Raw genomic sequence first — 25,057 nt, 5'->3', positions numbered from 1 at the left:
GGGGGAAACTAAGCGGACTCCCGAAACCATTGTAACGGTAACCGGGCAATTCCCAGCAAAGCATGGCCTAGATCACCCCTGTCGACATGGGGTGATCGAGGGGACCGAGCGGGGATGTGGCACTAGAGTTCGTAGGCATGGGCGCACACGATCTTGATGCTTCGACTGACACTGGAACCGCCGGCCGGGTGCCTTCCGACCATCCCGGCGTGATCGATTTGTTCGCGGTACTCGCGTACGGCGAGATATCAGCGTTCTATCGCTTGTCCGAGGACGCGCAGATGGCTCCTGACCTGCATGGAAAGGTTGCTTTTGCCAGCATGGCGGCGGCGGAGATGGCGCACTTCGAGACGTTGAGCGCGGCTCTGACGGAACGTGGGCACGAGATCTTTGCGGTCATGGATCCTTTCGTTCGCGCGCTGGACAACTACCACGCGTCGACGACTCCGTCGACGTGGATGGAATCCCTCGTGAAGGCCTATGTCGGCGACGGAATTGCCGCCGACTTCTATCGGGAAATCGGTCATTCGTTACCGGAAGACGTGGCCGAGATCGTCGAGGACGTTCTCTCCCAGACCGGGCATTCCGAATTCGTGGTCCTCGAAGTGAAGGCCGCCGTGGAGTCGAGCAGCCGGGTCAAGGACCGCCTCATGCTGTGGGGACGCCGGCTGCTCGGTGAGGCGATTACGCAGGCACAGTTTGTTCTCGCGCAGCGCGACGATCTCACGGACCTGGTGATTTCCGCCTCCGGTGATCTCAACGGTGTGGTCGCATTGTTCGACGGTATGCAGGAAAAGCATGCCGAGCGCATGGCCACGCTCGGACTGGTCTGAGCCTGTTCGCTATCGGCACAGCGCGGCAGCGAGCATGTGGGAGTGATGCTGCATTAGCCTGGCCAGGACAGCTGATGTATTTCACGAACAGTTCGGAGGTTGACCGTGGAGGTCAAGATCGGTGTAATCGACAGCCCGCGTGAGCTCATCGTCAACAGCGAACAGACCCCGGACGAGGTTGAGGCATTGGTCTCAGGCGTCCTCGGTGGCGGCGAGCCGGTTCTTTCGCTCGTCGACGACAAGGGCCGCAAGTTCCTGGTGCAGGCGAGCCGCGTCGCATATGTGGAAATCGGGCCGTCCGATATTCGCAAGGTTGGGTTTGCGCCTACCGTCTGATGCGTTAGGTAAGAAAAGGGCGGGCAGTCTCAGCTGAGACTGCCCGCCCTTTTCTGTAAGAAACAGGACTGCCGTAAAGATCAGGACTGCTGTGTCTTCAGGACTGCAAGGGCACTCTCGAGAGACCGCCCCAGGCCAGGGTCACCGTGATTTCGATGGCTTCTTCCTTGGGGATCGGGCGAGCTGCTTCCAGCCAGTAGCGAGCCGTGAACTGGCTGGCGCCGACCAGGCCGACGGCAAGGATGCGCGCCCGGTAGGGGTCGAGGCCGGAATCGTGGCTGACCAGGTCGAAGACTGCGTCGACGCACGCTTCGGTGGCTTGCTCGACCCGCGTCTGCACCTGCGGCTCACCCATGATGTCGGACTCGAAGACGAGGCGGAAGCCCTGTGAATCGTTGTCGACAAAATCGAAGAATGCCTGAACAGCGGCACGCACACGCTGTTTGTTGTCGGTGGTCGAGCGCAGGGCTTGGCGGACACCGGAGATAAGGCTGTCGACGTAACTCTGCAGAACCGCTACATACAGTTCGAGTTTGCCTGGGAAATGCTGGTACAAGACCGGCTTGCTCACGCCTGCGCATTCGGCGATCTCGTCCATACCCGCAGAGTGGTAGCCGTTGGCTACGAACACCTCGCTGGCAGCGGCGAGGAGCTGGAGCCGGCGTGCATCTCGCGGAAGGCGGGTGCTGCGACGGGTTCCAGCCGGCTTACCGGCCGATGTACCGCGATCGGATTCTGTCCGATCCGCGAGTTCTGTCATGTCGCTGTCCAATCTGAGCAAAAGTAAAATTCGGCCGCGGCACGAATATGTCGAGTCGCGAATGCGTACTCGCCAGTATCCTCCGTCACATCAGCCGTAGCTGCATGAACGATACCGTGTGTCGCGCGCTCGCGTTTTTTCGTCTCGGCAAGCGGAACCTCGCGCGGCGTGATGTGGTGGATGGCACATCTGACACGCCCTTGCCTGCGGGTTTCGTGCGGTCGGAGCCTGCCGCTTGCGGGATGTGAGATTCTGGAGCCGTGACTGACCCAGGGGGACCGCGCATGCGTGGACGAACTACGCAGAACCCTGACCGTGACGAGCTTCGAATGCGCAGCGGAGTGAGCGAGCCGTGGGGCAACCAAGACGGTGAGAGCCGTGCGCACGAGGACCGGATGTACGGAGAGCGCGACTACCGAGGAATTGCGTCGCACCAGCCGTTGCGAGCGCAGTGGGATCCCACGAAAAGGCAGGTGGGCAAGACCCCACGCACCCCACGGCCGGATCGCAGTGCCCGTAAGCAGAGTCGGCTCGGCAAGTTCGTTGCGACGTACGGGTGGCGTGCGTACGCGATTCCCGTGCTCGCAATTCTGACGATTTTTGTCATCTTCGACGCTCTGCGTGCGGACCCCGTCACGGATTCCTCGTCGTCTACGACGGCTACTGCCGACCTCGCGCACAGCACCGACGGGACCGATGTCATCGGGGCTCCGCCGGCTGCGGACGGCGAGTTCGCGGCATCGATACCGTCCGGAGCACTTCCGGATGGGGGACCGTTTGCGGTCACCGGTGGTGGCACGTGGCACATAGTCCCCGGAACTACGGGCAAGGTCGGGCAGGGCACCGAGCGTGAGTTCACGTACACCGTCGAAATCGAGGACGGCGTCGACACCACCGGATTCGGCGGCGACGAGTCGTACGGCCGGATGATCGATCAGACGCTGGCCAATCCCAAGAGTTGGACCAACGATCCGAAGGTCGCATTCCGGCGTATCGATTCCGGTTCGCCCGATTTTCGCATCTCGTTGACTTCTCAGATGACCATTCGCGACGGCTGTGGATACGAGATCGAACTCGAAGGCTCGTGCTACAACCCGGGTATGGATCGAGTCCTGCTCAACGAGCCGCGATGGGTTCGCGGAGCAATCTCGTTCCAGGGTGACATCGGTTCGTACCGGCAGTATCAGATCAACCACGAAGTCGGCCATGCCATTGGATACGCCCAACATCAGCCGTGCGAAACCGAAGGTGGTTTGGCGCCGATCATGATGCAGCAGACGTTCGGAACCGCCAATAACGACATCGCGGTCCTCGATCCCGATGGCGTCGTACCGATGAACGGACTGACCTGCCGTTTCAATCCGTGGCCGTATCCGAGAGCGTAAGTAGATAATTCAGGAGTTCGTTCGTGTCCGCATCACCCGTCGTCCTGCCACCTCTGGTGGAGCCTGCCGCTGAGTTGAGCCGGGAAGAAGTCGCGAGGTACAGCCGGCATCTGATCATTCCGAACGTCGGGATGTCGGGTCAGAAGCGGCTCAAGAACGCGAAGGTCCTGTTCATCGGTGCCGGCGGACTCGGCTCGCCGGCATTGCTCTACCTCGCTGCGGCGGGAGTGGGAACGATCGGCATCGTCGATTTCGACGAAGTCGACATGTCGAACTTGCAACGGCAGGTCATTCACGGCCGCTCGGACGTCGGCCGCTCCAAGGCGGTCAGTGCGCGCGAGTCGATCCTCGAGATCAACGACCACGTCGACGTGCGCTTGCACGAGTTCCGCCTGGACAACTCCAACGCGGTCGAACTGTTCTCCGAGTACGACCTGATCCTCGACGGCACCGACAACTTCGCGACGCGGTACCTCGTCAACGATGCCGCCGTCATCGCCGGTAAGCCGTACGTGTGGGGTTCGATTTATCGCTTCGAAGGCCAGGTCTCCGTGTTTTGGGAAGACGCGCCGGGCGGTGTGGGCCTGAACTATCGGGACCTGTACCCCGAAGCTCCGCCGCCAGGCATGGTGCCGTCGTGTGCGGAGGGTGGTGTGCTCGGTGTCCTGCCGGCGACTGTGGGTTCGATCATGGCCACGGAGGCCGTGAAACTGATCACGGGAATCGGCGAACCGTTGCTCGGTCGCCTGATGATGTACGACGCGTTGTCGATGACATTCCGCACAATTCGGTTGCAACGTGACCCGTCGCGGGCGCCGGTGACGGAACTGATCGATTACGACGAGTTCTGCGGTGTGGTGTCCGAGGAGGCGAGCGCGGCAGTGGCGCAGTCGACGATCACGGCGCCGGAACTCGCGCAGCTGATCGAGAGCGGTCGCGAGTTGCAGCTCGTTGACGTGCGAGAACCCGTCGAGTGGGACATCATGCACCTGCCGGGGGCGGTTCTGATTCCGAAGGGCCGGATTGTCTCGGGTGAAGCGTTGGCGTCGTTGCCGCAGAACAAGCAGATAGTTCTGTACTGCAAAACCGGTATCCGGTCGGCTGAGGCGCTTGCCGTCCTCAAGAGCGCCGGGTTCGCGGATGCCGTTCATGTGCAGGGCGGCGCGGTCGCGTGGGCGAAACAGGTGGATACTTCTCTGCCCCTCTACTAGGCGTGCCTTGCACCCCGTAGCGGGTTCGCACCGGTAGCGTTGGGGTGGTGAGCACAGGCCAACCTCCCCAACACGTGTGCTCCACCTTCGGCCTCCGCGAAGTCGAGCCCATCCCACTCGGTGCGGATTGGGACGGCGGTTGGTTGTGTGGAGACGTCGTCCTCTCTGCCGTCGCGGATCATGCGCGCGCGGCCTGGTCGGCAAAAGTGCGCGAGAATCTCGAAGTCGACGGGGTGCGTTTGGCCCGTCCGGTCCGATCCACCGACGGCAGGTATGTCGTATCCGGTTGGCGCGCCGACACTTTCATCGTCGGAACGCCTGAACCGCGGCACGACGAGGTTGTTTCCATGTCGTGCAGGCTCCACGCTGCTACGGCGTCGCTGGAGCGTCCGCGATTCCTGGCGCAGCCCCCGGTCCCACCGTGGGCGGAGGTCGACGTGTTTGTTGCCGCTGACCGCGCGGCCTGGGAAACGGTTCCGCTGAGAATTGCGAAGGGCGTCGAGCAGCTCGAGTCGCCGACTCCCGACGGGCGAAAGAGCCTCGAACTGATCGCGGGTCTGGCCACTCTCCGTAAACCGGTTCAGAGTCCTGATCAATTGGTGCACGGTGATCTGTTCGGCACCGTTCTGTTCTCGGGCAGCATGGCTCCCGGGATCACCGACATCACGCCGTACTGGCGACCGGCGGCCTGGGCCGCAGCTGTCGCGGTTGTCGACGCCATCTCGTGGGGCGGCGCCGACGAGGCTCTGGTCGGCCGGTGGGAGGATCTGCCGGAGTGGCCGCAGATGCTGCTTCGAGCCGTGATGTTCCGATTGGCTGTTCATGTTCTGCATCCCCGGTCGACGGCGGACGCGTTTCCCGGTCTGGCCCGAACCTCCGATATCGTCCGGTTGCTTCTCTAGCTCGCGTGGTCAGCCGAAGTCGGCGACCAGGCCTTCGAACAGATCACGCGCTGCATCCGATGCGGCCCGTGTATCGCCCGCGATGACCGCCGTCACGAGGTTCTGATGCCGGCTGTGGAATCCTTCTCCGGTGGCGTCGATGTGCTGATGGATCGTTGATTCGATGACGGGCAGCAGGGAGTCGTAGAACTCCAGGTACACCGCATTGTGGCTGGCCGCGACAATCGCGCGGTGCAGTGCCGCGTCGGCCACGGCGGCTGCTGTGGTGTCGTGACCCTCCCAGGTTGCTGCCCGTACCGCGAGTAGGCGTGTCAGTTCGGCGACGTCGTCATCGGTGCGCCGGGCGGCGGCGAGTGTCGCAGCGGTGATGTCGAGTGCTCGACGCAGTTCGAGTACGTCGCGCTCGTGCGCTCCGGCGAAGTAGTTGCCGAGGGTGCCACCGAGATCGGTGAGTGCCACAACGTAGGTTCCCGAGCCCTGTCGGCGCTCGAGCATGCCCGCGTGCACGAGTGCCTGCACAGCCTCGCGCACGGTGTTCCGCCCGGTGCCGGTCAGTTCGGTCAGTTCGGGTTCGGTGGGAATCCTTGTTCCGACGGGCCACGTTCCGCTCCGTATTTCGTCGCGGAGTTGTTCGGTGACCTGTGAGATGAGGCTGGCGCGTCGAACTGGTTGCACGTGGTGTTCCTCGGTTTCCGGTAACTGATCGGTGGTGACGCTAGATTATCTCCCTTGTGTCATTTCGTCCGGTCATCCTATGATTTCTCGGTGACTGCTCAACTGGAGAGAACAGAACGCCGCCCGCTCGTCAAAGGCCGTGTGCTCGTATTCGCTGCCATCGCGATGTCTGCGCTCGTACTACGACTTGCGGTGACGTCGTTCTCTCCGCTTGCGTCGCAGATCCAAGACGAGTTCGGTTTCTCCGGTTCGGTGGTCGGTGTCTTCGGGATGGTGCCGACGGCGATGTTCGCCGTCTTCGGTCTGCTCACGCCTGCCCTGGCCAAGCGCCTCGGCCTCGAACGCACCGCGTTGCTGGCCATGATCATGGCTGCCGTCGGAATGCTGTTGCGCGCCATGATGTCTCAGACGTGGTCGTTGCTGGCCCTTTCGGCTCTCGCGTTGGCGGGCATGGGTATCGGCAATGTCGTGATCCCGCCGTTGGTCAAGAGATACTTCTCCGATCGTCTTGCCACCATGAGTTCGGTCTACATCGTCGCCGTGCAGGTCGGCACCATCGTTCCGGCATTTGTCGCGGTTCCCGTGGCCGATGCCTTCGGATGGCGGTTCTCCATCGGATGGTGGGCTGCATTCGGCTTTGCCGCGGCCGTACCGTGGCTGATCACCCTGGCACGCTCGCGGAAAGCCGAAGCCGAGACAGTTGTTGCACCGGCAGTCGACGCGAGTCGCCGCGGTCAGGTGTGGCGTTCACCCGTTGCGTGGGGGATGGCCGGCATGTTCGGTATGACCTCGCTGATCACGTACTCGATGTTCACCTGGATTCCGTCGATCCTCGCCGACGCCGGTGCCAGTGATGCCTTCGGTGGAACCATGGTCGGAGTCTTCTCGGTGATGGGTCTGGTCGCGGCTTTCGGTGCGCCGACGCTCTGCGCTCGTATCGCTAATCCGTTCCCCGTGGTGATCGTCTGTGCTGCTTGCTATCTGATCGGCTTTGCCGGCCTGTACTTCGCGCCGATGGCCGCACCGATCGTCTGGGTGGTCGTCCTGGGTCTTGGTCCGAGTACGTTCCCGATGGCGCTGACGCTGATCAACCTCCGCACACGTTCGCACGTCGGATCATCGGCGTTGTCCGGCTTCACTCAGGGCATCGGTTACACAGTGGCGTGCCTCGGACCGTTGCTGTTCGGCGTGTTTCACGATGCGACGGATGGATATGCGGCACCCTTCGGACTGCTCGTCGTTGCCGTCGTCGTAGTGCTGGTCGGTGCATATCAGGCCTGCAAGCCGCGGATGCTCGAGGACTCCTGGCACGCCCGATAGTCCTCACATCAAGTCCTGTCACCGGGTGAGGATCAATTGACTTCTCGGTCACCGCGCGCAGCACCGGCGCAATAACCGTTTTCTACCTTTAGGTCTCCCACACATTCAGGAGGCCCTGGTGAGTCATTACATCGAGCATTGGGATGCAGAGGACGTCGACGCCTGGGAATCCGGCGGCAAGGACATCGCGAAGCGAAACCTGATCTGGTCAGTGGTAGCCGAACACGTCGGCTTCTCCATCTGGTCGATCTGGTCCGTCATGGTGTTGTTCATGCCCACTGATATCTACGGCATCGACGCGGCCGGAAAGTTCTTCCTCGTCGCGGTTCCCACCTTGGTGGGTTCCATCCTCCGCATTCCGTACACGGTCGCCACCGCGCGTTTCGGCGGTCGCAACTGGACCGTCATGAGTGCGCTGTTCCTTTTCATACCAACACTTCTCACGCTGTACCTGATGATGAACCCGGGTGCGTCGTACACCACGTTCATGTTGGTGGCGGCTACCGCAGGCATCGGCGGCGGTAACTTCGCGTCGTCGATGACCAACATCAACGCGTTCTACCCGCAGCGGCTCAAGGGATGGGCGCTCGGTCTCAACGCGGGCGGCGGCAACATCGGTGTTCCGATGATCCAGCTGATCGGCCTGTTGGTGATCGCCACCGTCGGTAACCGTGCGCCGTGGATCGTGTGCGCCATCTACCTCGTGTTCATCGCGGCTGCTGCCGTCGGTGCTGCACTGTTCATGGACAACCTGGGTAACCAGAAGTCTGACCTGCGCTCGATGGCCACGGCGCTGAAGTTCTCCGAGTCCTGGGTGATCAGCTTCCTGTACATCGGCACGTTCGGTTCGTTCATCGGATTCAGCTTCGCCTTCGGTCAGGTTCTGCAGATCAACTTCCTCGCCGGCGGTGCCACTCCGGCCGCGGCGGCGCTGCATGCAGCCCAGATCGCCTTCATCGGTCCTCTCCTCGGTTCGATCGCTCGCCCCCTCGGCGGCAAACTCGCCGACCGGATCGGCGGCGGAAAGATCACGATGTGGACGTTTGTCGGCATGGCCTTCGCGGCATCGGTCCTCGTGACGGCCGGGACGATGGACGACAACACCGCAGGCGTTGCAAGTGCCGGGATCATGGTGACGTTCGTTCTCGGATTCATCGCACTGTTCCTGCTCTCGGGCATCGGCAACGGATCGGTCTACAAGATGATCCCCGCGATCTTCGAGGCGAAGGCGCAGAGCTTCGACCACCTGGATCGGGCGGAGAAGGCAACGTGGTCGCGCAGTATTTCCGGTGCTCTCATCGGATTTGCCGGTGCGGTAGGCGGTTTGGGCGGTGTCGGCATCAACCTGGTGCTGCGCGCGTCGTACACCAGCCCCGCGAAGTCGGCGACGATGGCGTTCTGGGTGTTCCTCGCCTTCTACATCGCCTGCATCGCAGTGACCTGGTTCGTCTTCCTGCGCAAGCCGTCCACGCTCACCACAGACGTCGACGACGCGAAGGTTGCGGTCACGGCATAACGCCCGGCTCGCAGAATCTCCAGAACTCTCTCGTTACATCAGGAAGTAGGCGCGTCATGAGTAAGTCGGTTGTTGTCATCGGACACGGAATGGTCGGACACCGCTTCGTCGAGGCGCTCCGTTCGCGCGACGAGGCAAACACCTGGTCGGTGACCGTACTCTGCGACGAGCAGTACGCAGCGTACGACCGAGTCGGGCTGTCCTCGTACGTCGGAGCCTGGGACCCCAAGGAATTGGCACTGGCCGGCAACGATTACGCCGGTGACAGCCTGGTCGATCTCCGGGTAGGTGAGGGCGGACTCTCGATCGACAAGGACGCACGAACGGTCACGACAACGACCGGCGACACGCTCTCCTACGACGCACTGGTGATGGCGACGGGTTCGTACCCCTTTGTTCCGCCGGTACCCGGTCACGACACCGACGGATGCTTTGTCTACCGCACACTCGACGACCTGGACGGTATCCGCGCTGCAGCCGAGAAAGCCGGCAAGGGCGCCGTCGGCGTAGTGGTCGGCGGTGGTCTTCTCGGGCTCGAGGCTGCAAATGCTCTCTCGCTCATGGGAATGACGGCACACGTCGTCGAGCACAATGCGCGTCTGATGCCGATGCAGGTCGACGAGGGCGGAGGCGCTCTGCTCGCTAGACTCGTCACCGAGTTGGGGCTCACCGTCCACACGGGTGTCGGAACGGCGGGAATCTCGCAGGCCGACAACGGAATTGTGGTCGAACTGTCCGACGGCTCCACCATCGACGCGTCGTTGCTGGTCTTCTCGGCCGGTGTCCGTCCGCGTGATCAGCTGGCTCGCGACGCCGGCATCGCAGTGGGTGAGCGCGGCGGAATCCTGACCGACCTCGGCTGTGTCACCTCGGATGAGAACATTTACGCAGTCGGTGAATGTGCTGCGGTGGAAGGCCGTTGCTACGGACTGGTCGCTCCCGGCTACACGACAGCCGAGATCGTGGCCGACCGTCTGCTCGGCGGCGCCGCAGATTTTCCGGGTGCCGACATGTCCACCAAGCTCAAGCTCATGGGTGTCGACGTCGCCAGCTTCGGTGACGCAATGGCCACCTCGCCCGGTGCTCTCGAAGTGGTCCTCAGCGATGCAGCCAAGGGAACGTACGCCAAGCTTGTCGTCTCGGACGACGCGAAGATCCTGCTCGGCGGAATTCTTGTGGGGGACGCGTCGGCGTACGCGTCACTGCGACCGCTGGTCGGTCGCGAACTGCCCGGTGACCCAGCGGCATTGATCTCACCTGCGGGGGAGAAGCCGGGTGCGGGATCGCTGCCTGACGATGCCGAGGTGTGCTCGTGCAACGGCGTGACGAAGGGCGCCATCTGCGGCGCGATCGCGGCGGGTGCGTGCGACATCGCTTCGGTGAAGGCGTGCACCAGCGCGGGAACCACCTGCGGCGGGTGCCTTCCGACTGTCAAGCAGTTGCTCGCCGATTCGGGCGTCGTGATGTCGAAGGCGCTCTGCGAGCACTTCGCGCAGTCACGCGCAGAGTTGTTCCAGATCGTCCAGTCGACGCAAACTCGAACCTTCTCGGCTCTGATTGCCAAGTACGGCAAGGGTTCCGGTTGCGATATCTGCAAGCCCGTCGTCGCGTCGATCCTGGCGTCCACGGATTCCGATCACATCCTGCACCGTCAGCAGGCTTCGCTGCAGGACACCAACGACCACTTCCTGGCCAACATTCAGAAGAACGGTACGTACTCGGTCGTACCGCGCATGCCCGGCGGCGAGGTCACGGGAGAACAGCTCATCGTGATCGGTGAGGTAGCGCGTGATTTCGGTCTATACACCAAGGTGACCGGCGGCCAGCGCATCGACTTGTTCGGCGCTCGAGTCGAGCAGTTGCCGGCAATCTGGAAGCGCCTGGTCGACGCGGGAATGGAGTCGGGACAGGCGTACGGCAAGTCCCTGCGAACGGTCAAGAGTTGCGTCGGATCGAGCTGGTGCCGCTACGGCGTCCAGGACTCGGTAGGAATGGCCGTCGACCTCGAGAACCGCTACCGCGGCCTGCGCTCGCCGCACAAGATCAAGTTCGGCGTCTCGGGATGTGCCCGCGAATGCGCCGAAGCCCGTGGCAAGGACGTCGGCGTCATCGCTACGGAGAACGGTTGGAATCTGTATGTGGGCGGCAACGGCGGACAGTCACCCAAGCATGCTCAGTTGCTCGCTGGTGGCCTCGACGACGTCACCCTGGTCAAGTACATCGACCGCTATCTCATGTTCTACATCCGAACGGCTGATCGACTTCAGCGCACCGCACCGTGGGTGGACTCGCTGGACGGCGGACTCGACCACCTCAAGTCGGTGATTTGCGAGGACAGCCTGGGTATCGGCGAGGAACTCGAGGCGCTGATGGCCAAGCATGTCGAGGGCTACCAGGACGAATGGGCCGGTGTGCTCGGTGATCCGGAGAAGTTGTCGCGGTTCGTGTCGTTTGTCAATGCGCCGGAAGAAGCCGACCCGACGGTCGTGTTCGACGAGACCGGAGTGCGCAAGGTTCCCGTATTGATGGGAATGCCGAGCATCCCTACGCGCCGGTAATCGCTGCGTAACCCGTGGGTAACACGGGGTCCGTACAAACTAATACAAGAACCCGTGCGGCGTTGTCGCCGGATCGACAGGAGGACTTCGATGAGTGTCATCGATGCGCAGATCGCCAAGCTGGATTCCGAACGACTGGAATGGACTTCGGCGTGCCCACTGAGTCACCTCATCCCTGGACGCGGGGTAGCAGTGCTGCTCCGCGGCGGTGAGCAGGTGGCGCTGTTCCTCCTCGAGGACGGCACTTTGCGTGCCGTCGGCAACTTCGATCCGTACGGACGCGCCTCGGTGATGTCACGCGGACTGGTCGGAGACCGGGACGGTGAGCCGATCGTGGTGTCGCCGTTGCTCAAGCAGGCGTTCTCGCTGGTCGACGGCCGGGCCCTCGACGACGAATCGGTGTCGCTTCCGGTGTACGAGATCAGGGTCTGGGCCGGCGTGGTGCAGGTGCACAGCACTATTCGGGCTGTCGAATCCGTCTCGTGAATGACAACATGCCACTAGCGGGGTTCACGGTCGGGATCACGGCATCGCGCCGTGCCGATGAATTTGCGATGCTGCTGACGCGTCGGGGAGCAGAAGTGGTGCACGCTCCGGCTATTCGCATCATCCCACTCGCCGACGACCGTGAATTGGAGCGGGTGACGCAGCAGATCATCGCGAGTCCGCCCGAGGTGGTTGTTGCCACGACCGGTATCGGATTTCGTGGTTGGCTCGAAGCTGCGGACGGGTGGGGTGAGGCTGAGAATCTCTCCGCGGCACTGACTTCGGCACGTCTATTAGCCCGCGGGCCCAAGGCCAAAGGTGCGATTCGCGCTGCGGACCTGCGCGAAGAATGGTCTCCGGCCTCCGAATCGTCGGCTGAAGTACTCGAACACCTGCTTGCGGAGGGTGTTGCGGGAAAGGTCATTGCCGTCCAGTTGCACGGCGCCACTACGGAATGGGAACCGATCCCCGATTTCTGTCAGGTGCTGCGGGACGCGGGTGCCGAGGTCATCGCGGTGCCGGTCTACCGCTGGGAACCTCCGGAAGATCCGACTCTGCTCGACCGGATGATCGAGGCCATCGCGTCATCTGCAATTGATGCTGTCAGCTTCACCAGTGCACCGGCGGTGGCGTCGATCCTGATGCGGGCCGATACGACGGGGCGGCTCGACAGCATTCTCGATGCCATGCGCGGACCGGTGACGGCAGTGTGCGTCGGGCCGGTAACCTCCGCGCCGCTGGAGGCATTGCAGGTCCCGACCACAGCACCGGCCAGGGCTCGCCTTGGCGCCTTGGCGCGACACATTGTCGACGAACTTCCGCAGCGTGCCAACCGTATTCAGGCCGGTGACCACGAAATCAGTATCCGCGGTGGTTGCGTTGTCGTAGACGGGGAAGTCCGAGCAGTGTCGCCGGCCGGTATGTCTCTCATGCGATCTCTCGGAGCGCGGCCGGGGCACGTCGTCTCTCGTGCCGAACTGTTGGCCGCCCTTCCGGGCAGCGGCGACGACACACACGCCGTCGAAACCGCCGTCGCACGCCTGCGCGCGTGCCTCGGCGCTCCCAAAGCCGTTCAAACCGTTGTGAAACGAGGTTATCGTCTTGCACTCGATCCCACCGAATACGCAGAACTCTAGCGACGTCCTGGTTCTCGTAGCGCACGGCACACGAAGTGCGCGGGGCGTGGAAATGATTGCCGCACTGGCCGAAGCGGTCAGTACCAGGGTAGGTACAACTCGGGTGGCCTTTGTCGACGTCCTGGGTCCGTCGCCGTCGGAGGTTCTCCGCGACATCCCCGGCCGGGCAGTTCTCGTGCCCGCGTTCCTGGCGTCGGGATATCACGTTCACACCGATGTGCGACGCGAAGTGGAAGGCAGTGGGCACCAGGGCGTCACCGTCACGCCTGCGCTCGGTCCTGATCCCGCGTTGGCCAGTGTCCTGATGCGCCGATTGCGCGACGCCGGTTGGCGCAGCGGCGACGCGATAGTCCTTGCCGCAGCAGGATCTTCCGATTCGCGCGCCCTGCGCGATGTAGAGCGCGCCGCCCTGATGTTGGCGGAGCAGGCCGACACGCGAGTCGATATCGGGTATATCGCAACCGGAACACCCAAGGTGGCGGATGTTGTTGCAGCAGCCCGAGTTCGCGGCGCGCGCCGCGTGTTCATCGCGTCATATCTTCTTGCGCACGGATTGTTTCACGAACGTCTTGGTGCGGCAGGCGCTGACGGCGTCACCGAACCTCTCGGAGTAGATCCCGGTGTCGTGGACCTTGTGGTCGACCGGTATTCGGCGGCTCGCCGCGGCGTGGCGGTGATCTGAGACTGCTCGGGACCAGTGCGCCGTCGACGTCGTACCAGGAATGGTGAGCCTTATCCCAGCAGAACGAGTTCGGCCACGACGTTGTCGGGTGCTGATGCGGGCACAAGCGCAAACGCTGCCTTGCCTATCAAGCCCGCCAGATGTGAGGTGCGAACCGAAGGGTCTGCGTGCCAGCGGCCGTCATCGGTCTGCGTGACCGGAAGTAGTCGCACGGCATCGGAACTGACCTCGGCGGCATTCGCGACAATTCCGAGCAACGGAGGCAACGGAGTTCGCCCGGTGAGCGCACTGACAATGGTGGGCAGCATTGTCAACAGTGTGGTCACTGCTGCATAAGGATTTCCGGGAAGGCCGAGCACCACCTTTCCGGTGGGCAGGACTGCCGTGATCTGTGAACCGCCCGGACGCGACGCGACCCTGCCGACAACGGTGTGGGCGCCGAGACGGTCCAGGGCAGAGCGCATTTCGTCGGCAGCGCCGCCGCCCGTCGCACCGACGATCACGATGAGATCGGCGCCGTCGTCAGCACCGAGAGTGGTCTCGAAACCGTCTGCGGTATCGCGTAAATGGGTGTCGGAGATGCATGCCGCGCCGCATCGCCCGAGAAGAAGCGGGAGGATGCCGCCGATGGAATCGCGTGTCTGGCCTTCGCGCAGTGGCCCGTCTCGTCGGATTTCGTCGCCCGTTGTCACGACCCGCGCACGCACCGGGCCGCGAACCAGGCCTTCGACAACTTCACCGCTGGTGGCCGCGGAGACGAGTACCGGTGTCACCGGTGTACCTGCCGGTGCGATGGTGAAACCGACGGTCCAGTCTTCGCCCTGCGGCCGAGCGTCGTTGCGCTGCGGTGTGTTCGGCAGCAGCGTCAGTAACGTGGGAGTGCCGTCGGCGACCACGTGTTCGTCCCGGATTACTGCGCTTGCGCCGGTGGGGAGGTGTGCGCCCGTCGCGATGCGGATTGCTTCACCGTCTGCCAACTCGAGAGTGGCGTCGGAGCCGGCGACGCGTACTTCCTGGCGAATCCGCCAGGGACCGTCACCCGCAACGGCATAGCCGTCCATCGCGGAGACAGGAGATGGCGGTAGATCACCCTGTGCAACAAGAGGTTCGGCGAGCGTCGCGCCGAAGCTTTCGGCCAGCACTGCTCGGCGGGGGCGCACTGGTGTGAGCGACTCCAGAACCGCGGCGCGGGCCCCCGCGATTGTCAGTCGAGGTAGCTCCCGTGCCCGTTCGAGATCCTCGGGAGTGTCGCAATCGGCTGTGCCACTCACCTGGAGTGCCGAGAATCCTTGGGTCAGTAGCTTCTTCATCGGCTGATTGTCGAGACCGGCACTCTCCCGAAGTGTCGCGATGCGCTCACGTAGTTCATGGAATACCCAGGCGGACAACAGAAATTGCGTTCGGTTGTTCTCGTCGACCGCGCACGTCACTGGGCCCAGGTGTGACGTTGAGTCGATCAGGGAGTCGACGACCCCGCGACTGACGTGTGGCAGATCGGCTGCCAGGACGACCACTACTGCGTCGTCGGGTAGTTCAACGGCGTTCAATCCTGCCCAGAGTGCCGACACCGGCCCACCGCCGATCGGCGACTCCTGGGTTTGCACGACCCCGGTGTCGAGGTCGTCGCGATGCGGTCCGACCACCACCGTCGTGCCTAAATGTGCTGTTGCAGCGAGTGCAATGTCGAGCAGACGGTGACCGTGCACCACAAGTCCGGGTTTGTCGACACCACCCATCCGGGTGCCGCGTCCGCCGGCAAGTATCAGCGCACAGGTAGGCGGATGGGCGTTCATGCGTCCATGCTGCCTTACGGGAAGGTGTGCCGTGCGCGCGCCATGTCGATCCGGCCGTCCTTGATCGGCACGCCCTCCAATTCCAGCTTCGCAATCTGTCGATGCGCCAGGTGCGCTGCGGGTTTCCCGGATGCACCCAGAACCCGATGCCAGGGGAGATCCGAGGAGTCGGTACGCATGATCCACCCGACCGTGCGTGGGCTGGAAAGCCCTACAGCATCGGCAATATCGCCGTAGGTGGCGACACATCCGGAGGGTATGGACGCGACGAGTCGGCGGACCTCTTCGATCTGTTCGTCTGTGGTGGCGGCCATTGTCCGAGTCTCAGAGTAGTTTGCGGATCAGGGCCGCAACCTCGTCGGCGCGCACGTGCGGCACCATGTGGTCGCAGTCGAACTCGACGCTGGTCAGGTTCGGGCCGAGGTGCTCGGTGATTGCCGTGCGGAACTCGTCGGTGACGTACGGCGGTTGCACCTTCATAGCTTGGACGATCACCGTCGGCATGGAACTCGGTGGCAGTACCGGTGGCCGAGCGAGTTCTCCCCACGCCGTGACGACGGCGGGAGTGGAGAGTCGCCAGTTGACGCGTCCGTTGTCGAGGTGGATCAGATGCTCTTCGAATTCCTCGTCCAGTACCGCCGTGGGAACTTCTCCCCATGAGCCGTGAACCTTTTCCGAACGCGCCTCGGCTGCATCCGTGTAATCCGGTGAACCGATGGTGAGTTCGGCCACTCGGCCCATGAACTCCGGATCGAGTCCGATAGCAGGATCGAGCAATACCAATCCGCGGACGCGGTCCGGCGCAGTCGCCGCGAGATGCAGCGCCAGAGCGCCGCCGAACGAGTGGGCAACGATCAGGACCGGGCCGGACGCATGCTCGTCCAGGGTATCGATCAGGCTGGCAACATGCGCCTCGATATTCCACGGGGGAGACCAGGTCGAGCGGCCGTGACCACGCAGATCGGGAGCGATCCAGCGAGCGTCGGGGAGCTGATTCTCGGCCATCGACTGCCACCGTCGGCCGTGGCCGGTCAGACCGTGCAACGAGAGTATCTCCGGCGCACCGGCCGGGCCGTACAGATAGGTGTGGAGTGCGGGCACAGGCCAATCTTGCCCGACGCGGGCGATGTGTGCCGTGTCGGTGCCCTCTGATGGAATGCCTGGGTGAGTGAGACGATTGTGGCGCCACCGCCGGCGCGCACCAAGAACACCATCCCGCGGGCGCGGTTGGTGCACCGGGCCGCGCCCTCACTCGTTCCGCGGAAGTGGGACGCCGCCGCTGCGCAATTGTTCGCGGAGCCCGCCGACGATCCGTTCATGCTGGCCTTCGGCGGTGAGCAGTGGAATCCCTGGCAGGTGCTCGGCGGTCCGGGAACCGGCAAGTCGTCACTACTGGTCGATCTGGCGGTTGCCAAGATTTCCGGCGGCGAAGACCCGGAATCCGTTCTGGTCCTCACACAGTCGCGTCGGGCGGCAACAGCGGTGCGCGAACAGATCACCGCGGGCCTGTTCGGGTTCGAACGCGAGCGTGGCCCGCAGGCAACTCGGGAACCGCTGGTCCGCACCGTGCACTCCTACGCGTTTGCGGTGCTGCGGTTGCAGGCAGCAGCGCACGGCAACGCTCCGCCGCGTTTGATCACCGGGGCCGAACAGGACGCGGTGTTGCGTGAGATGTTGCGCGGCGACATCGAGGACGGCGCGCGGTACTGGCCGGAGCGACTGAGGCCGGCACTGGGCATGAACGGGTTTGCCGTCGAACTGCGCGATCTGATGTTGCGCGCCAACGAACGCGGCCTCGGACCGGAAGATCTGATCAAGCTCGGCAAGCGTAAAGGCCGTCCGGAATGGGTGGCTGCCGGACGATTCGCCGAGGTGTACGAGCAGGGAGTTCTGTTGCGCGCGTCCGTGGGAGTCGAAGCCCCGGAGGCGACGGCGCCGGCACTTGATGCCGCCGAGTTGATCGGTGCTGCGCTCACCGCGTTTGCCACGGACCCCGAGTTGTTGCGATCCGAGCGCGCCCGCATCCGTCACCTCCTTGTCGATGATGCTCAACACTTGGATCCGCAAGCCGCGCAATTGGTTCGGCTGATCGGAACCGGAACGGCAACGACGGTGATCGCCGGCGACCCGGATCAGTCCGTGTTCGGATTCCGCGGGGCTGATTCCCGTTTCCTGCTCGACCTGGCGGACAAGGGCGACGAGCGGGCAGTCATCCTGCCCACTACGTACCGCAACAACGCCGACGTCGCGGCCATTGCGGCGAAGGTCGCCGCACGATTGCCCGGCAACCTCGCTCACCGGATTGCGGTACCCGCCGACCTGTCGGGTGACAATCCCGCTCACGCGTCGGTGCGAGTCTTGGGCACCACAGCCAAGGAAGCGGCAGTGGTCGCGGACACCTTGCGGCGCGCGCACCTCCTCGACGGCATTGCGTGGTCCGACATGGCCGTCATCGTGCGTTCGGTTCCGCGAACCTTGGCTCCGCTTCGACGTGCCTTGCTGGCGGCAGGCGTCCCAGTCACCACCGCAGCCACCGAACTCCCACTTGCCCGTCAACACGGAGTGTCCGGGCTTCTCCTGCTACTTCGGGCGCTCGGGCGAGACGGGTTCACCGGCGACGACGCCTTGGCGCTCATGTCCGGCCCCGTCGGCGGCGCCGAACCGGTGACACTGCGGCGGTTGCGGCGCGGTCTGCGCCGCATCGAACTTGCTTCGGGGAAGGATCGCGATTCCGCAGAACTGTTGCGGCTCATCCTGATCGACGAGGACCGAGCGCAATCCAAGCGATTGACCGCAAAGCTGACCGACGTCGAATCTGCCGCGCTGAATCGAGTGCTGTCGGTATTGCGCAAAGCCCGCGTGCCGCTCGATCGTGGACTCGGCGTCGAGGAAGTCCTGTGGGCGGCGTGGCAGGCCACCGGGCTCGAACGCCGCTGGGCGGCCGCGTCGGCGCGCGGCGGTCCGATCGGCTCGCAGGCAGATCGCGACCTCGACGCAGTAGTTGCGCTGTTCGATGCCGCAGCCACTTACGTGGACCGCTTGCCGCGTTCGCAGCTCGCGGGTTTTGTCGACTACCTCACCAGTCAGGAGATCCCCACCGATTCGCGCTCGCGCTCGGTGATCGCGCCGGATGCGGTCACTGTTGTCAGTGCGCACGCAGCGGCCGGACGTGAGTGGGCTGTTGTCGCGGTGGCCGGTGTTCAGGAAGGGCTGTGGCCCAGCTTGCGGGCACGCGGTTCGCTCCTTCGGACGGAGGCGCTGATCGATTTGATCAACGGTGTGTCGGACGGCAGCGATTCCGCCGAAGAGCGGTTGTCGAGAACTGCGCCGCTGCTGGCCGAGGAGCGTCGACTCTTCCTGGTGGCATGTTCTCGCGCACGCCGCCGGTTGTTGGTGACAGCCGTCGAATCCGCCTCGGGGGATACCGATCTGGTGCCGTCACGATTCGTCGACGAGCTTCTGCGCGGCGATCAGTTCGATGACGACGGCGCAGGTGAACCGGCGGTGCCCGCTCCCGAACCCGGTGACACCCGGGTGTTGTCCTTGCCGGCGTTGGTCGCCCAATTGCGCAGTGTGGTCTGCGATCCGGACCTCGCCGCGGGCGATCCCGAGAAGCATGCGCGTGCAGCTCGTCAATTGGCGCGTCTGGCCGCAGCGGGAGTGCGCGGCGCGCACCCCGATCAGTGGTACGGCACCAGCTCGCCCAGCACTGTCGAACCGTTGTGGCAGCCGGAGGACGGCCCGGTGGCGCTCTCGCCGTCCACCATCGAGTTGCTCGAAACATGTCCGCTGCGTTGGGTGTTCGAACGTCATGGCGGTTCCGATGGCGACAATACCCATGCCATCGCGGGCACGCTCGTCCACACTCTCGTTCAGGCACTCGCCGGGCGTATACCACCGGATCAGGTCGAGAAGGCACTCGAAAATGCCTGGGAATCAATCGACTTGGGTTCGCAGTGGTACTCGCGCCGGGAACTCAATCGCACCCGCGAGATGCTGGCCACGTTCACGGCCTGGATGAGTTCCACCCGCGGCGAACTCACCGAAGTCGGTGTGGAGGTCGCGGTCGAGGGCATTCTCGAACCACGGGAGGAGGGGGAACCGGCCGTCAAGCTCCGCGGCCGCATCGATCGACTCGAGCGCGACACCGAGGGGCGTCCCGTCGTTATCGACGTCAAGACTGCGCGAAACCCGGTCAGCAACGACGCGGCGCAGTCCCATGCGCAATTGGCGGCCTATCAGGTGGCGGCAGCGGAAGGGGCGATAGCGGGCGAGCCGGCGACGCAACCCGGTGGGGCCAGGCTGGTATTCGTGGCGAAGTCCAACAAGAAAGACGGTGCGACGCAGCGTGTTCAGCCGCCGCTGACCGCCGAGGCCGTCGAGATGTGGCGTGATGTCATCCACAATGCCGCTGCCGCAACGCAGGGGCCGCAGTATCTGGCCCGGGTCAACGACGGATGCCGCCACTGCCCGGTGCGGTCCAGTTGCCCCGCCCACGACGAAGGACGGCAGGTGAGTTCCTAGATGGCATCCAAGGCGCGGCGACCCAAGATCAGCCCGGTCGATCTTGCGCTCGCTCTCGGCCAGCACCCACCGACGCCGGAACAGGCAGCGGTCATCGCCGCACCACTGGGCCCGACGCTGGTTGTCGCGGGCGCCGGCGCCGGCAAGACCGAAACAATGGCTGCCCGCGTCGTCTGGTTGGTGGCCAACGGATTTGTCGACCCCGAGGCCGTGCTGGGTCTGACGTTTACCCGAAAAGCCGCGCAGCAGCTCACCACTCGCATTCGCAAGCGACTGGCCCGGCTTGCCGGTTCCGATGTTCTGCGCGCCCTCGACCCCACCGGGGGAGTGCGTGCGCGAATCTTGGCCGGCGAACCCGAGGTCAGCACGTATCACGCGTATGCGGGCCGGTTGTTGTCCGAACATGGTCTGCTTCTGCCTATCGAACCGTCGGCGACTCTGCTCTCGGAGACGGAACTGTGGCAGGTCGCGCACCGAGTTGTCAGCGGCTGGGACGGTGATCTCGATACCGACAAGAATCCGGGGTCGATCACCGAAACCGTTCTGGCACTTGCCGGTCAACTGTCCGAGCACCTTGTGGACCCAGATCAACTGCGCGGTGCGCACGCGGAACTCGACGCGTTGATCCACACGTTGCCTGCCGGGCCGAAGCAGCGCGGCGGACCGAGCAAGGAACTGCTCGGATACCTCGAGGTCCAGCACAAGCGTGTCGAACTCCTGCCGCTCGTTGCGAGATTGTCCGAGACGTTGCGGTGGGAAGGAGCCCTCGACTTCGGTAGTCAGATGTCTCTCTCGGCGCGCGTTGCTTCGGGGCACCCCGAAGTGGGAGAAGCAGAACGGAGTCGCTTCCGGGTGGTGCTCCTCGACGAGTATCAGGACACCGGTCACGCTCAGCGTGTGTTGCTGTCCTCGTTGTTCGGCGGCGGCACCGACGCCCGCCTGGCTTTGACAGCCGTCGGCGACCCGATGCAGTCCATCTACGGGTGGCGCGGCGCATCGGCAGCCAACCTCCCACGCTTTGCGACGGATTTCCCACTCGCGAACGGAAACCCGGCTCCGACCCTCGAATTGTTGACAAGCTGGCGCAATCCGCCGGAGGCACTCGAACTTGCCAATCTCTCGTCTGCGCCGCTTCGTCGACGCGGCGTTGCCGTCAGCACCTTGCGAGCCCGGCCTGGGGCAGTTGCCGGCGATGTCCGGCTCGCATTGTTGCCTGACGTCGAGCAGGAACGAGAGTGGGTGGCGCAGAAAATTGCCGAGCAGTACGACGCTGCGCGCGCCGATGATCGACCGCCGCCTACCGCAGCGGTGCTGATCCGTCGCAATGCCGACGCCGCCCCGCTGGCCGAAGCACTGCGAGCAGCCGGCTTGCCGGTCGAGGTGGTCGGCCTCGGTGGACTCCTGCACACACCCGAAGTTGCCGACGTCATTGCGATGCTGCGGGTAGTAGCCGATCCGTTGGCGGGCAGCGCCGCGGTGCGCCTGCTGACGGGGGCGCGCTGGCAGATCGGTGCCAAGGACGTTGCCGCACTGTCGAAGCGATCTCGGGAGCTTGCGATTTCTGCGGGTTACGGTACGGCGGGTGCCGTCACCGATTCGGCTGCGTTGGCCGAGGCCGTGCAGGATTCGCTGCCCGGTGAGCAGGCCGAGCAGGCGGGGCTGGTCGATGCGATCTCGGATCCTGGTCCGGCCGAGAACTATTCGGCGCTCGGCTATGCGCGAATCGGCGCCGTGGCCGGTGAGCTGGCCTCGTTGCGTGAACGCATCGGACAACCGCTCACAGAATTGGTGGCAGAGGTCGAAAGGGTGCTCGGCATCGGAATCGAGGCCGGTGCACGGACGCGACTCGGTGTGCTTGGTACCGCAGGTCGTGAGCACCTCGACGCCTTTGCCGATGTTGTTGCCAACTACGCGACGCGTCCCACCGCCAATCTCACCGGTATGTTGTCGTTCTTCGCAGCCGCCGAACAGATCGAAAAAGGGCTGACGCCCGGCGAAGTGGAGGTGGCGCCGGATCGGGTCCAGATTCTGACGGTGCACTCCGCGAAGGGACTGGAATGGGAAGTTGTTGCCGTTCCGCACGTCAGCGACGGTGTGTTCCCGTCCTCGACGGCGTCCGGTTCGTGGCTGGGTGCGCTTGCAGAATTGCCGCCTTCGCTGCGCGGTGACCGTGCCGTCGACGCAGATTCGGCCGACGGTGTTCCCGTGCTCGACCTCGAGAATGTCTACAACCGCAAGGATCTGCAGAACGCGATCGACGCGCACAAGCAGGCTCTCGGAGATCGCCGACTTGACGAGGACAGGCGCCTGTTCTACGTTGCCCTCACGCGAACCGAACGGGCACTGTTTATTTCGGCGCACCACTGGGCCGAGTCGGGAGCCGATCCCAAAGGACCGTCGGAGTTCCTGGCCGAACTGCACCAGACGGTTACCGAAACCGGGGACATCGGCGTTGTCGAGACCTGGGCGCCCGACCCCGAACCCGACACCGAGAATCCGTTGGCATCCACACCGAGAACTGCTCAGTGGCCACCGGATCCGCTCGGTTCACGGCGCGGCGCGGTGGAGGCCGGCGCAGCCGCTGTACTGGCAGAGCTGGCGAAGCCCACTGAAACCAACCCTGACGACGCTGAAGTCGACCCTGAAGACGACCCGGAGAATTGGGCGTCGGATGTGACGGTGCTCCTGGCAGAACGAGAGGCCCGCGCCAATGCTCGTGCCGAAGTGATTCTCCCGGCACAACTTTCGGTGACACAGTTGGTCGACCTCAAAGCTGATCCCGACGAACTCGCGGCTCGATTGCGTCGGCCTCTTCCGTATCCGCCCAACCCGCTGGCCAGGCGAGGTACGGCATTCCATGCGTGGATCGAGCGACGCTTCGGCGCAACACGGTTGCTGGATCTCGACGAATTGCCGGGCGCCGCCGATACCGGAGCCGGCCCGGAAACCGATCTGATCAAACTGCAGGATGCGTTCCTGCGTTCTCCGTGGGCTAACCGCAGTCCCGTCGAGGTGGAGGTCCCGTTCGAAACCTCCATCGCCGGAACGGTTTTGCGCGGCCGAATCGACGCGGTGTTCGCGGACTCGGACGGCGGCTGGACGGTCATCGACTGGAAGACCGGAGCTGAACCGTCCGCCGCCAACGAAGATGCTGTGGTCATGCAGTTGGCCGCCTACCGCGTGGCGTGGGGCGAATTGATGTCCGCGCGCGCCCGCGCGTCGGGACGGAAGGAAGAGTTTCCACTGCACAAGGTTCGCGCGGCATTCCACTACGTGCGGACCGGCCGCACCATCTCGCCCGAGAACCTGCCGGACGGTGAAGCGCTGGCGCACCTCATCCGCACGGCAGGAGCCCGCGAGGACAGCTCGAGCTAGCCGGCGTTACGACGCGCCTTGAGAGCTTCGGTCACCAAGGGGATTTGCACTGGAAGGCGCGCGATCGAACCGACCTTCTGCGCAGTGGACGTCTTGTTGCTGCGGCACCAGTCCACTGCCATCTGAATGTTGGCGGGGAACACCGCAACAAACAGCGCTGCTGCCAGACCGGCTCCCAATCGGCGAGTTTTCGGAATGGCCAGAGCGGCCCCGATTGCCAATTCTGCGACACCGGATACCTGGGTGTATGTACGGGCTTCGCCGGGGAGTTGGCGGGGGACGGTGCTGTCGAAGAACGATGGCGCAACAAAGTGCATGGTTCCCGCGCCGAGCAGTAGAGCGGAAAGTCGAAGTGCGGCGGCCTGGCTGGATGTCGAACTTTTCGAAGACATTGACCTACCCTGCCTTACAGAGCCTGTGCGTGCCACTACTGTGGTGCGTCTGCGTAGTTACTAGTGAGAGAGTTGCAAGTATGGCCGGAAAGCTCCGGGCGCGTTTTTCCAGGTCGGAATCATTGGCCGACCAGCCTGACTTTGCCCTTGTCGGGGTGCTGCGGATTCCGCAGCTGCAGACCAGTCCTGCCCGCGCTATCTACAAGCGCGTTCTGGTTGCGCTCGGCGCGCTCGCAGCCGCAGTGCTCATCGTGTACATCGATCGTGCGGGGTATCGGGACGCGCAGGACAACGAGCTCTCGCTTCTCGACTGCATCTACTACGCCACAGTGTCGCTCTCGACCACCGGCTACGGCGACATCACGCCGTTCACCCCGTCGGCTCGTCTGGTCAACGTTTTGTTGATCACGCCACTTCGTATCTTCTTCTTGATCGTGTTGGTCGGAACCACACTGTCAGCTCTGACCGAGAGTTCGCGTCAGGCGTTCAAAATTCAGCGTTGGAGGCAGCAAGTGCGTAATCACACCGTCGTCGTCGGATACGGCACCAAGGGGCGCACAGCAATTGAAGCCATGATCGGTGACGGTGTTTCCGCATCCGAGATCGTGGTCGTGGACACGGACCGGGCTGTGCTGGACGCCGCTGAGGCCAAGGGCCTGGTGACCGTATTCGGTTCGGCAACCAAGTCCGACGTGCTTCGCCTCGCCGGGGCGCAACGGGCAAATTCGATCATCGTCGCGACCAACCGCGACGACACAGCGGTGCTCGTGACGCTCACCGCCCGCGAGATTGCGCCGAAGGCAAGAATCGCCGCGGCCATCCGGGAGGCGGACAACGCGCATCTCCTGCGTCAGTCGGGTGCGGACTCCGTGGTCCTCTCGTCGGAAACCGCAGGCCGACTCCTCGGCATCGCCACCACCACGCCAACCGTGGTCGAGATGATCGAAGATCTCCTGACACCCGAGGCTGGATTCGCGATCGCCGAGCGTGCTGTCGAACGTGACGAGGTCGGCGGATCACCGCGTCACCTGTCCGACATCGTGCTGGGCGTTGTTCGCGACGGGCGACTGGTCCGGGTCGGTTCACCGGAGGTCGACGCTGTCGAGGCAGACGATCGCCTGCTGTACATCCGTCGCGTTGTCAGCTGATAGCTGGAACCCGGTATTTCGGCGC

Annotated in this window: 20 protein-coding genes; 14 read left to right on the top strand and 6 right to left on the bottom strand. The window is 63.9% G+C overall.

The window, feature by feature from the left end:
• The first annotated feature begins 137 nt into the window (after nucleotides 1–137).
• Nucleotides 138–833: a ferritin-like fold-containing protein gene (locus CJ178_RS09110; protein WP_033231169.1), complete on the top strand. Its 696-nt coding sequence runs from the start codon at nucleotides 138–140 to the stop codon at nucleotides 831–833.
• Between the two features lie 105 nt (nucleotides 834–938).
• The gene (locus CJ178_RS09105; protein WP_033231168.1) at nucleotides 939–1,169 is read left to right on the top strand and encodes a DUF3107 domain-containing protein; all 231 of its coding nucleotides are present in this window, start codon (nucleotides 939–941) and stop codon (nucleotides 1,167–1,169) included.
• 97 nt (nucleotides 1,170–1,266) lie between these two features.
• Here CJ178_RS09105 and CJ178_RS09100 read toward each other — a convergent pair whose 3' ends face one another.
• A complete protein-coding gene (locus CJ178_RS09100; RefSeq protein WP_033231167.1) occupies nucleotides 1,267–1,929 on the bottom strand; it encodes a TetR/AcrR family transcriptional regulator in 663 nt (220 codons plus the stop codon).
• 395 nt (nucleotides 1,930–2,324) lie between these two features.
• Here CJ178_RS09100 and CJ178_RS09095 point away from each other — a divergent pair, with 395 nt between their 5' ends.
• From CJ178_RS09095 to CJ178_RS09085, 3 genes are read left to right on the top strand one after another with little or no spacing between them, the layout of a single operon-like run.
• Nucleotides 2,325–3,314 (top strand): DUF3152 domain-containing protein, encoded by a 990-nt coding sequence (locus tag CJ178_RS09095; RefSeq protein ID WP_230589980.1) that lies wholly within the window; start codon nucleotides 2,325–2,327, stop codon nucleotides 3,312–3,314.
• A gap of 23 nt (nucleotides 3,315–3,337) precedes the next feature.
• The gene (gene moeZ / locus CJ178_RS09090) at nucleotides 3,338–4,525 is read left to right on the top strand and encodes an adenylyltransferase/sulfurtransferase MoeZ (protein ID WP_045070524.1); all 1,188 of its coding nucleotides are present in this window, start codon (nucleotides 3,338–3,340) and stop codon (nucleotides 4,523–4,525) included.
• A 47-nt stretch (nucleotides 4,526–4,572) separates the two neighbouring features.
• Nucleotides 4,573–5,427, top strand: a complete 855-nt coding sequence (locus CJ178_RS09085; protein WP_033231496.1) for a TIGR02569 family protein — start codon at nucleotides 4,573–4,575, stop codon at nucleotides 5,425–5,427.
• Between the two features lie 9 nt (nucleotides 5,428–5,436).
• On the opposite strand, the gene CJ178_RS09080 is transcribed toward CJ178_RS09085, so the two are convergent.
• Nucleotides 5,437–6,102, bottom strand: a complete 666-nt coding sequence (locus CJ178_RS09080; RefSeq protein WP_033231164.1) for a FadR/GntR family transcriptional regulator — start codon at nucleotides 6,100–6,102, stop codon at nucleotides 5,437–5,439.
• A 90-nt stretch (nucleotides 6,103–6,192) separates the two neighbouring features.
• Here CJ178_RS09080 and CJ178_RS09075 point away from each other — a divergent pair, with 90 nt between their 5' ends.
• From CJ178_RS09075 to CJ178_RS09050, 6 genes are all read left to right on the top strand, one after another.
• The gene (locus CJ178_RS09075; protein WP_095886564.1) at nucleotides 6,193–7,422 is read left to right on the top strand and encodes an MFS transporter; all 1,230 of its coding nucleotides are present in this window, start codon (nucleotides 6,193–6,195) and stop codon (nucleotides 7,420–7,422) included.
• 115 nt (nucleotides 7,423–7,537) lie between these two features.
• A complete protein-coding gene (locus CJ178_RS09070) occupies nucleotides 7,538–8,938 on the top strand; it encodes an MFS transporter (RefSeq protein ID WP_095886563.1) in 1,401 nt (466 codons plus the stop codon).
• A 56-nt stretch (nucleotides 8,939–8,994) separates the two neighbouring features.
• Entirely contained in the window at nucleotides 8,995–11,496 is a 2,502-nt protein-coding gene (nirB, locus tag CJ178_RS09065; RefSeq protein ID WP_095886562.1) for a nitrite reductase large subunit NirB, read from the top strand.
• A gap of 90 nt (nucleotides 11,497–11,586) precedes the next feature.
• Nucleotides 11,587–11,982, top strand: coding sequence for a nitrite reductase small subunit NirD (gene nirD, locus CJ178_RS09060; protein WP_033231161.1), 396 nt, complete (start codon nucleotides 11,587–11,589; stop codon nucleotides 11,980–11,982).
• The gene (locus tag CJ178_RS09055; RefSeq protein ID WP_033231160.1) at nucleotides 11,979–13,118 is read left to right on the top strand and encodes a uroporphyrinogen-III synthase; all 1,140 of its coding nucleotides are present in this window, start codon (nucleotides 11,979–11,981) and stop codon (nucleotides 13,116–13,118) included. Before nirD ends, CJ178_RS09055 begins: the two co-directional genes overlap by 4 nt.
• Complete coding sequence (locus CJ178_RS09050; protein ID WP_257013358.1) at nucleotides 13,093–13,800, top strand: sirohydrochlorin chelatase; 708 nt, start codon at nucleotides 13,093–13,095, stop codon at nucleotides 13,798–13,800. The genes CJ178_RS09055 and CJ178_RS09050 overlap by 26 nt, the downstream gene beginning before the upstream one ends.
• A 50-nt stretch (nucleotides 13,801–13,850) precedes the next feature.
• Here the strand turns inward: CJ178_RS09050 and CJ178_RS09045 are convergent, their stop codons facing one another.
• The 3 genes from CJ178_RS09045 to CJ178_RS09035 are packed head-to-tail and all read right to left on the bottom strand — an operon-like array spanning nucleotide 13,851 to nucleotide 16,694.
• Complete coding sequence (locus tag CJ178_RS09045; protein ID WP_095886560.1) at nucleotides 13,851–15,593, bottom strand: NTP transferase domain-containing protein; 1,743 nt, start codon at nucleotides 15,591–15,593, stop codon at nucleotides 13,851–13,853.
• 14 nt (nucleotides 15,594–15,607) lie between these two features.
• Nucleotides 15,608–15,907: an MGMT family protein gene (locus tag CJ178_RS09040; RefSeq protein ID WP_095886559.1), complete on the bottom strand. Its 300-nt coding sequence runs from the start codon at nucleotides 15,905–15,907 to the stop codon at nucleotides 15,608–15,610.
• A 10-nt stretch (nucleotides 15,908–15,917) separates the two neighbouring features.
• Nucleotides 15,918–16,694 (bottom strand): alpha/beta fold hydrolase, encoded by a 777-nt coding sequence (locus CJ178_RS09035; protein WP_095886558.1) that lies wholly within the window; start codon nucleotides 16,692–16,694, stop codon nucleotides 15,918–15,920.
• Nucleotides 16,695–16,757: 63 nt separating this feature from the next.
• On the opposite strand from CJ178_RS09035, the gene CJ178_RS09030 reads away from it, so the two are divergent.
• Both CJ178_RS09030 and CJ178_RS09025 read left to right on the top strand, forming a co-directional pair.
• Nucleotides 16,758–20,117: an ATP-dependent helicase gene (locus CJ178_RS09030; RefSeq protein WP_257013070.1), complete on the top strand. Its 3,360-nt coding sequence runs from the start codon at nucleotides 16,758–16,760 to the stop codon at nucleotides 20,115–20,117.
• The gene (locus CJ178_RS09025) at nucleotides 20,118–23,492 is read left to right on the top strand and encodes an ATP-dependent helicase (protein ID WP_033231156.1); all 3,375 of its coding nucleotides are present in this window, start codon (nucleotides 20,118–20,120) and stop codon (nucleotides 23,490–23,492) included.
• On the opposite strand, the gene CJ178_RS09020 is transcribed toward CJ178_RS09025, so the two are convergent.
• Nucleotides 23,489–23,884: a DoxX family protein gene (locus CJ178_RS09020; protein WP_033231155.1), complete on the bottom strand. Its 396-nt coding sequence runs from the start codon at nucleotides 23,882–23,884 to the stop codon at nucleotides 23,489–23,491. The two genes, CJ178_RS09025 and CJ178_RS09020, sit on opposite strands and share 4 nt — an antisense overlap.
• Before the next feature lie 80 nt (nucleotides 23,885–23,964).
• Between CJ178_RS09020 and CJ178_RS09015 the strand changes: the two genes are divergently transcribed.
• Entirely contained in the window at nucleotides 23,965–25,032 is a 1,068-nt protein-coding gene (locus CJ178_RS09015; RefSeq protein WP_033231154.1) for a potassium channel family protein, read from the top strand.
• The last annotated feature ends 25 nt before the right edge of the window (nucleotides 25,033–25,057 follow it).

The organism is Rhodococcus sp. ACPA4 (genome assembly GCF_002300185.1).
GTDB classification, from domain to species: Bacteria; Actinomycetota; Actinomycetes; order Mycobacteriales; family Mycobacteriaceae; genus Rhodococcus_F; species Rhodococcus_F globerula.
The sequence above is the reverse complement of the archived record's forward strand: the minus strand, read 5'-3'. Positions and strand labels throughout refer to the sequence as shown.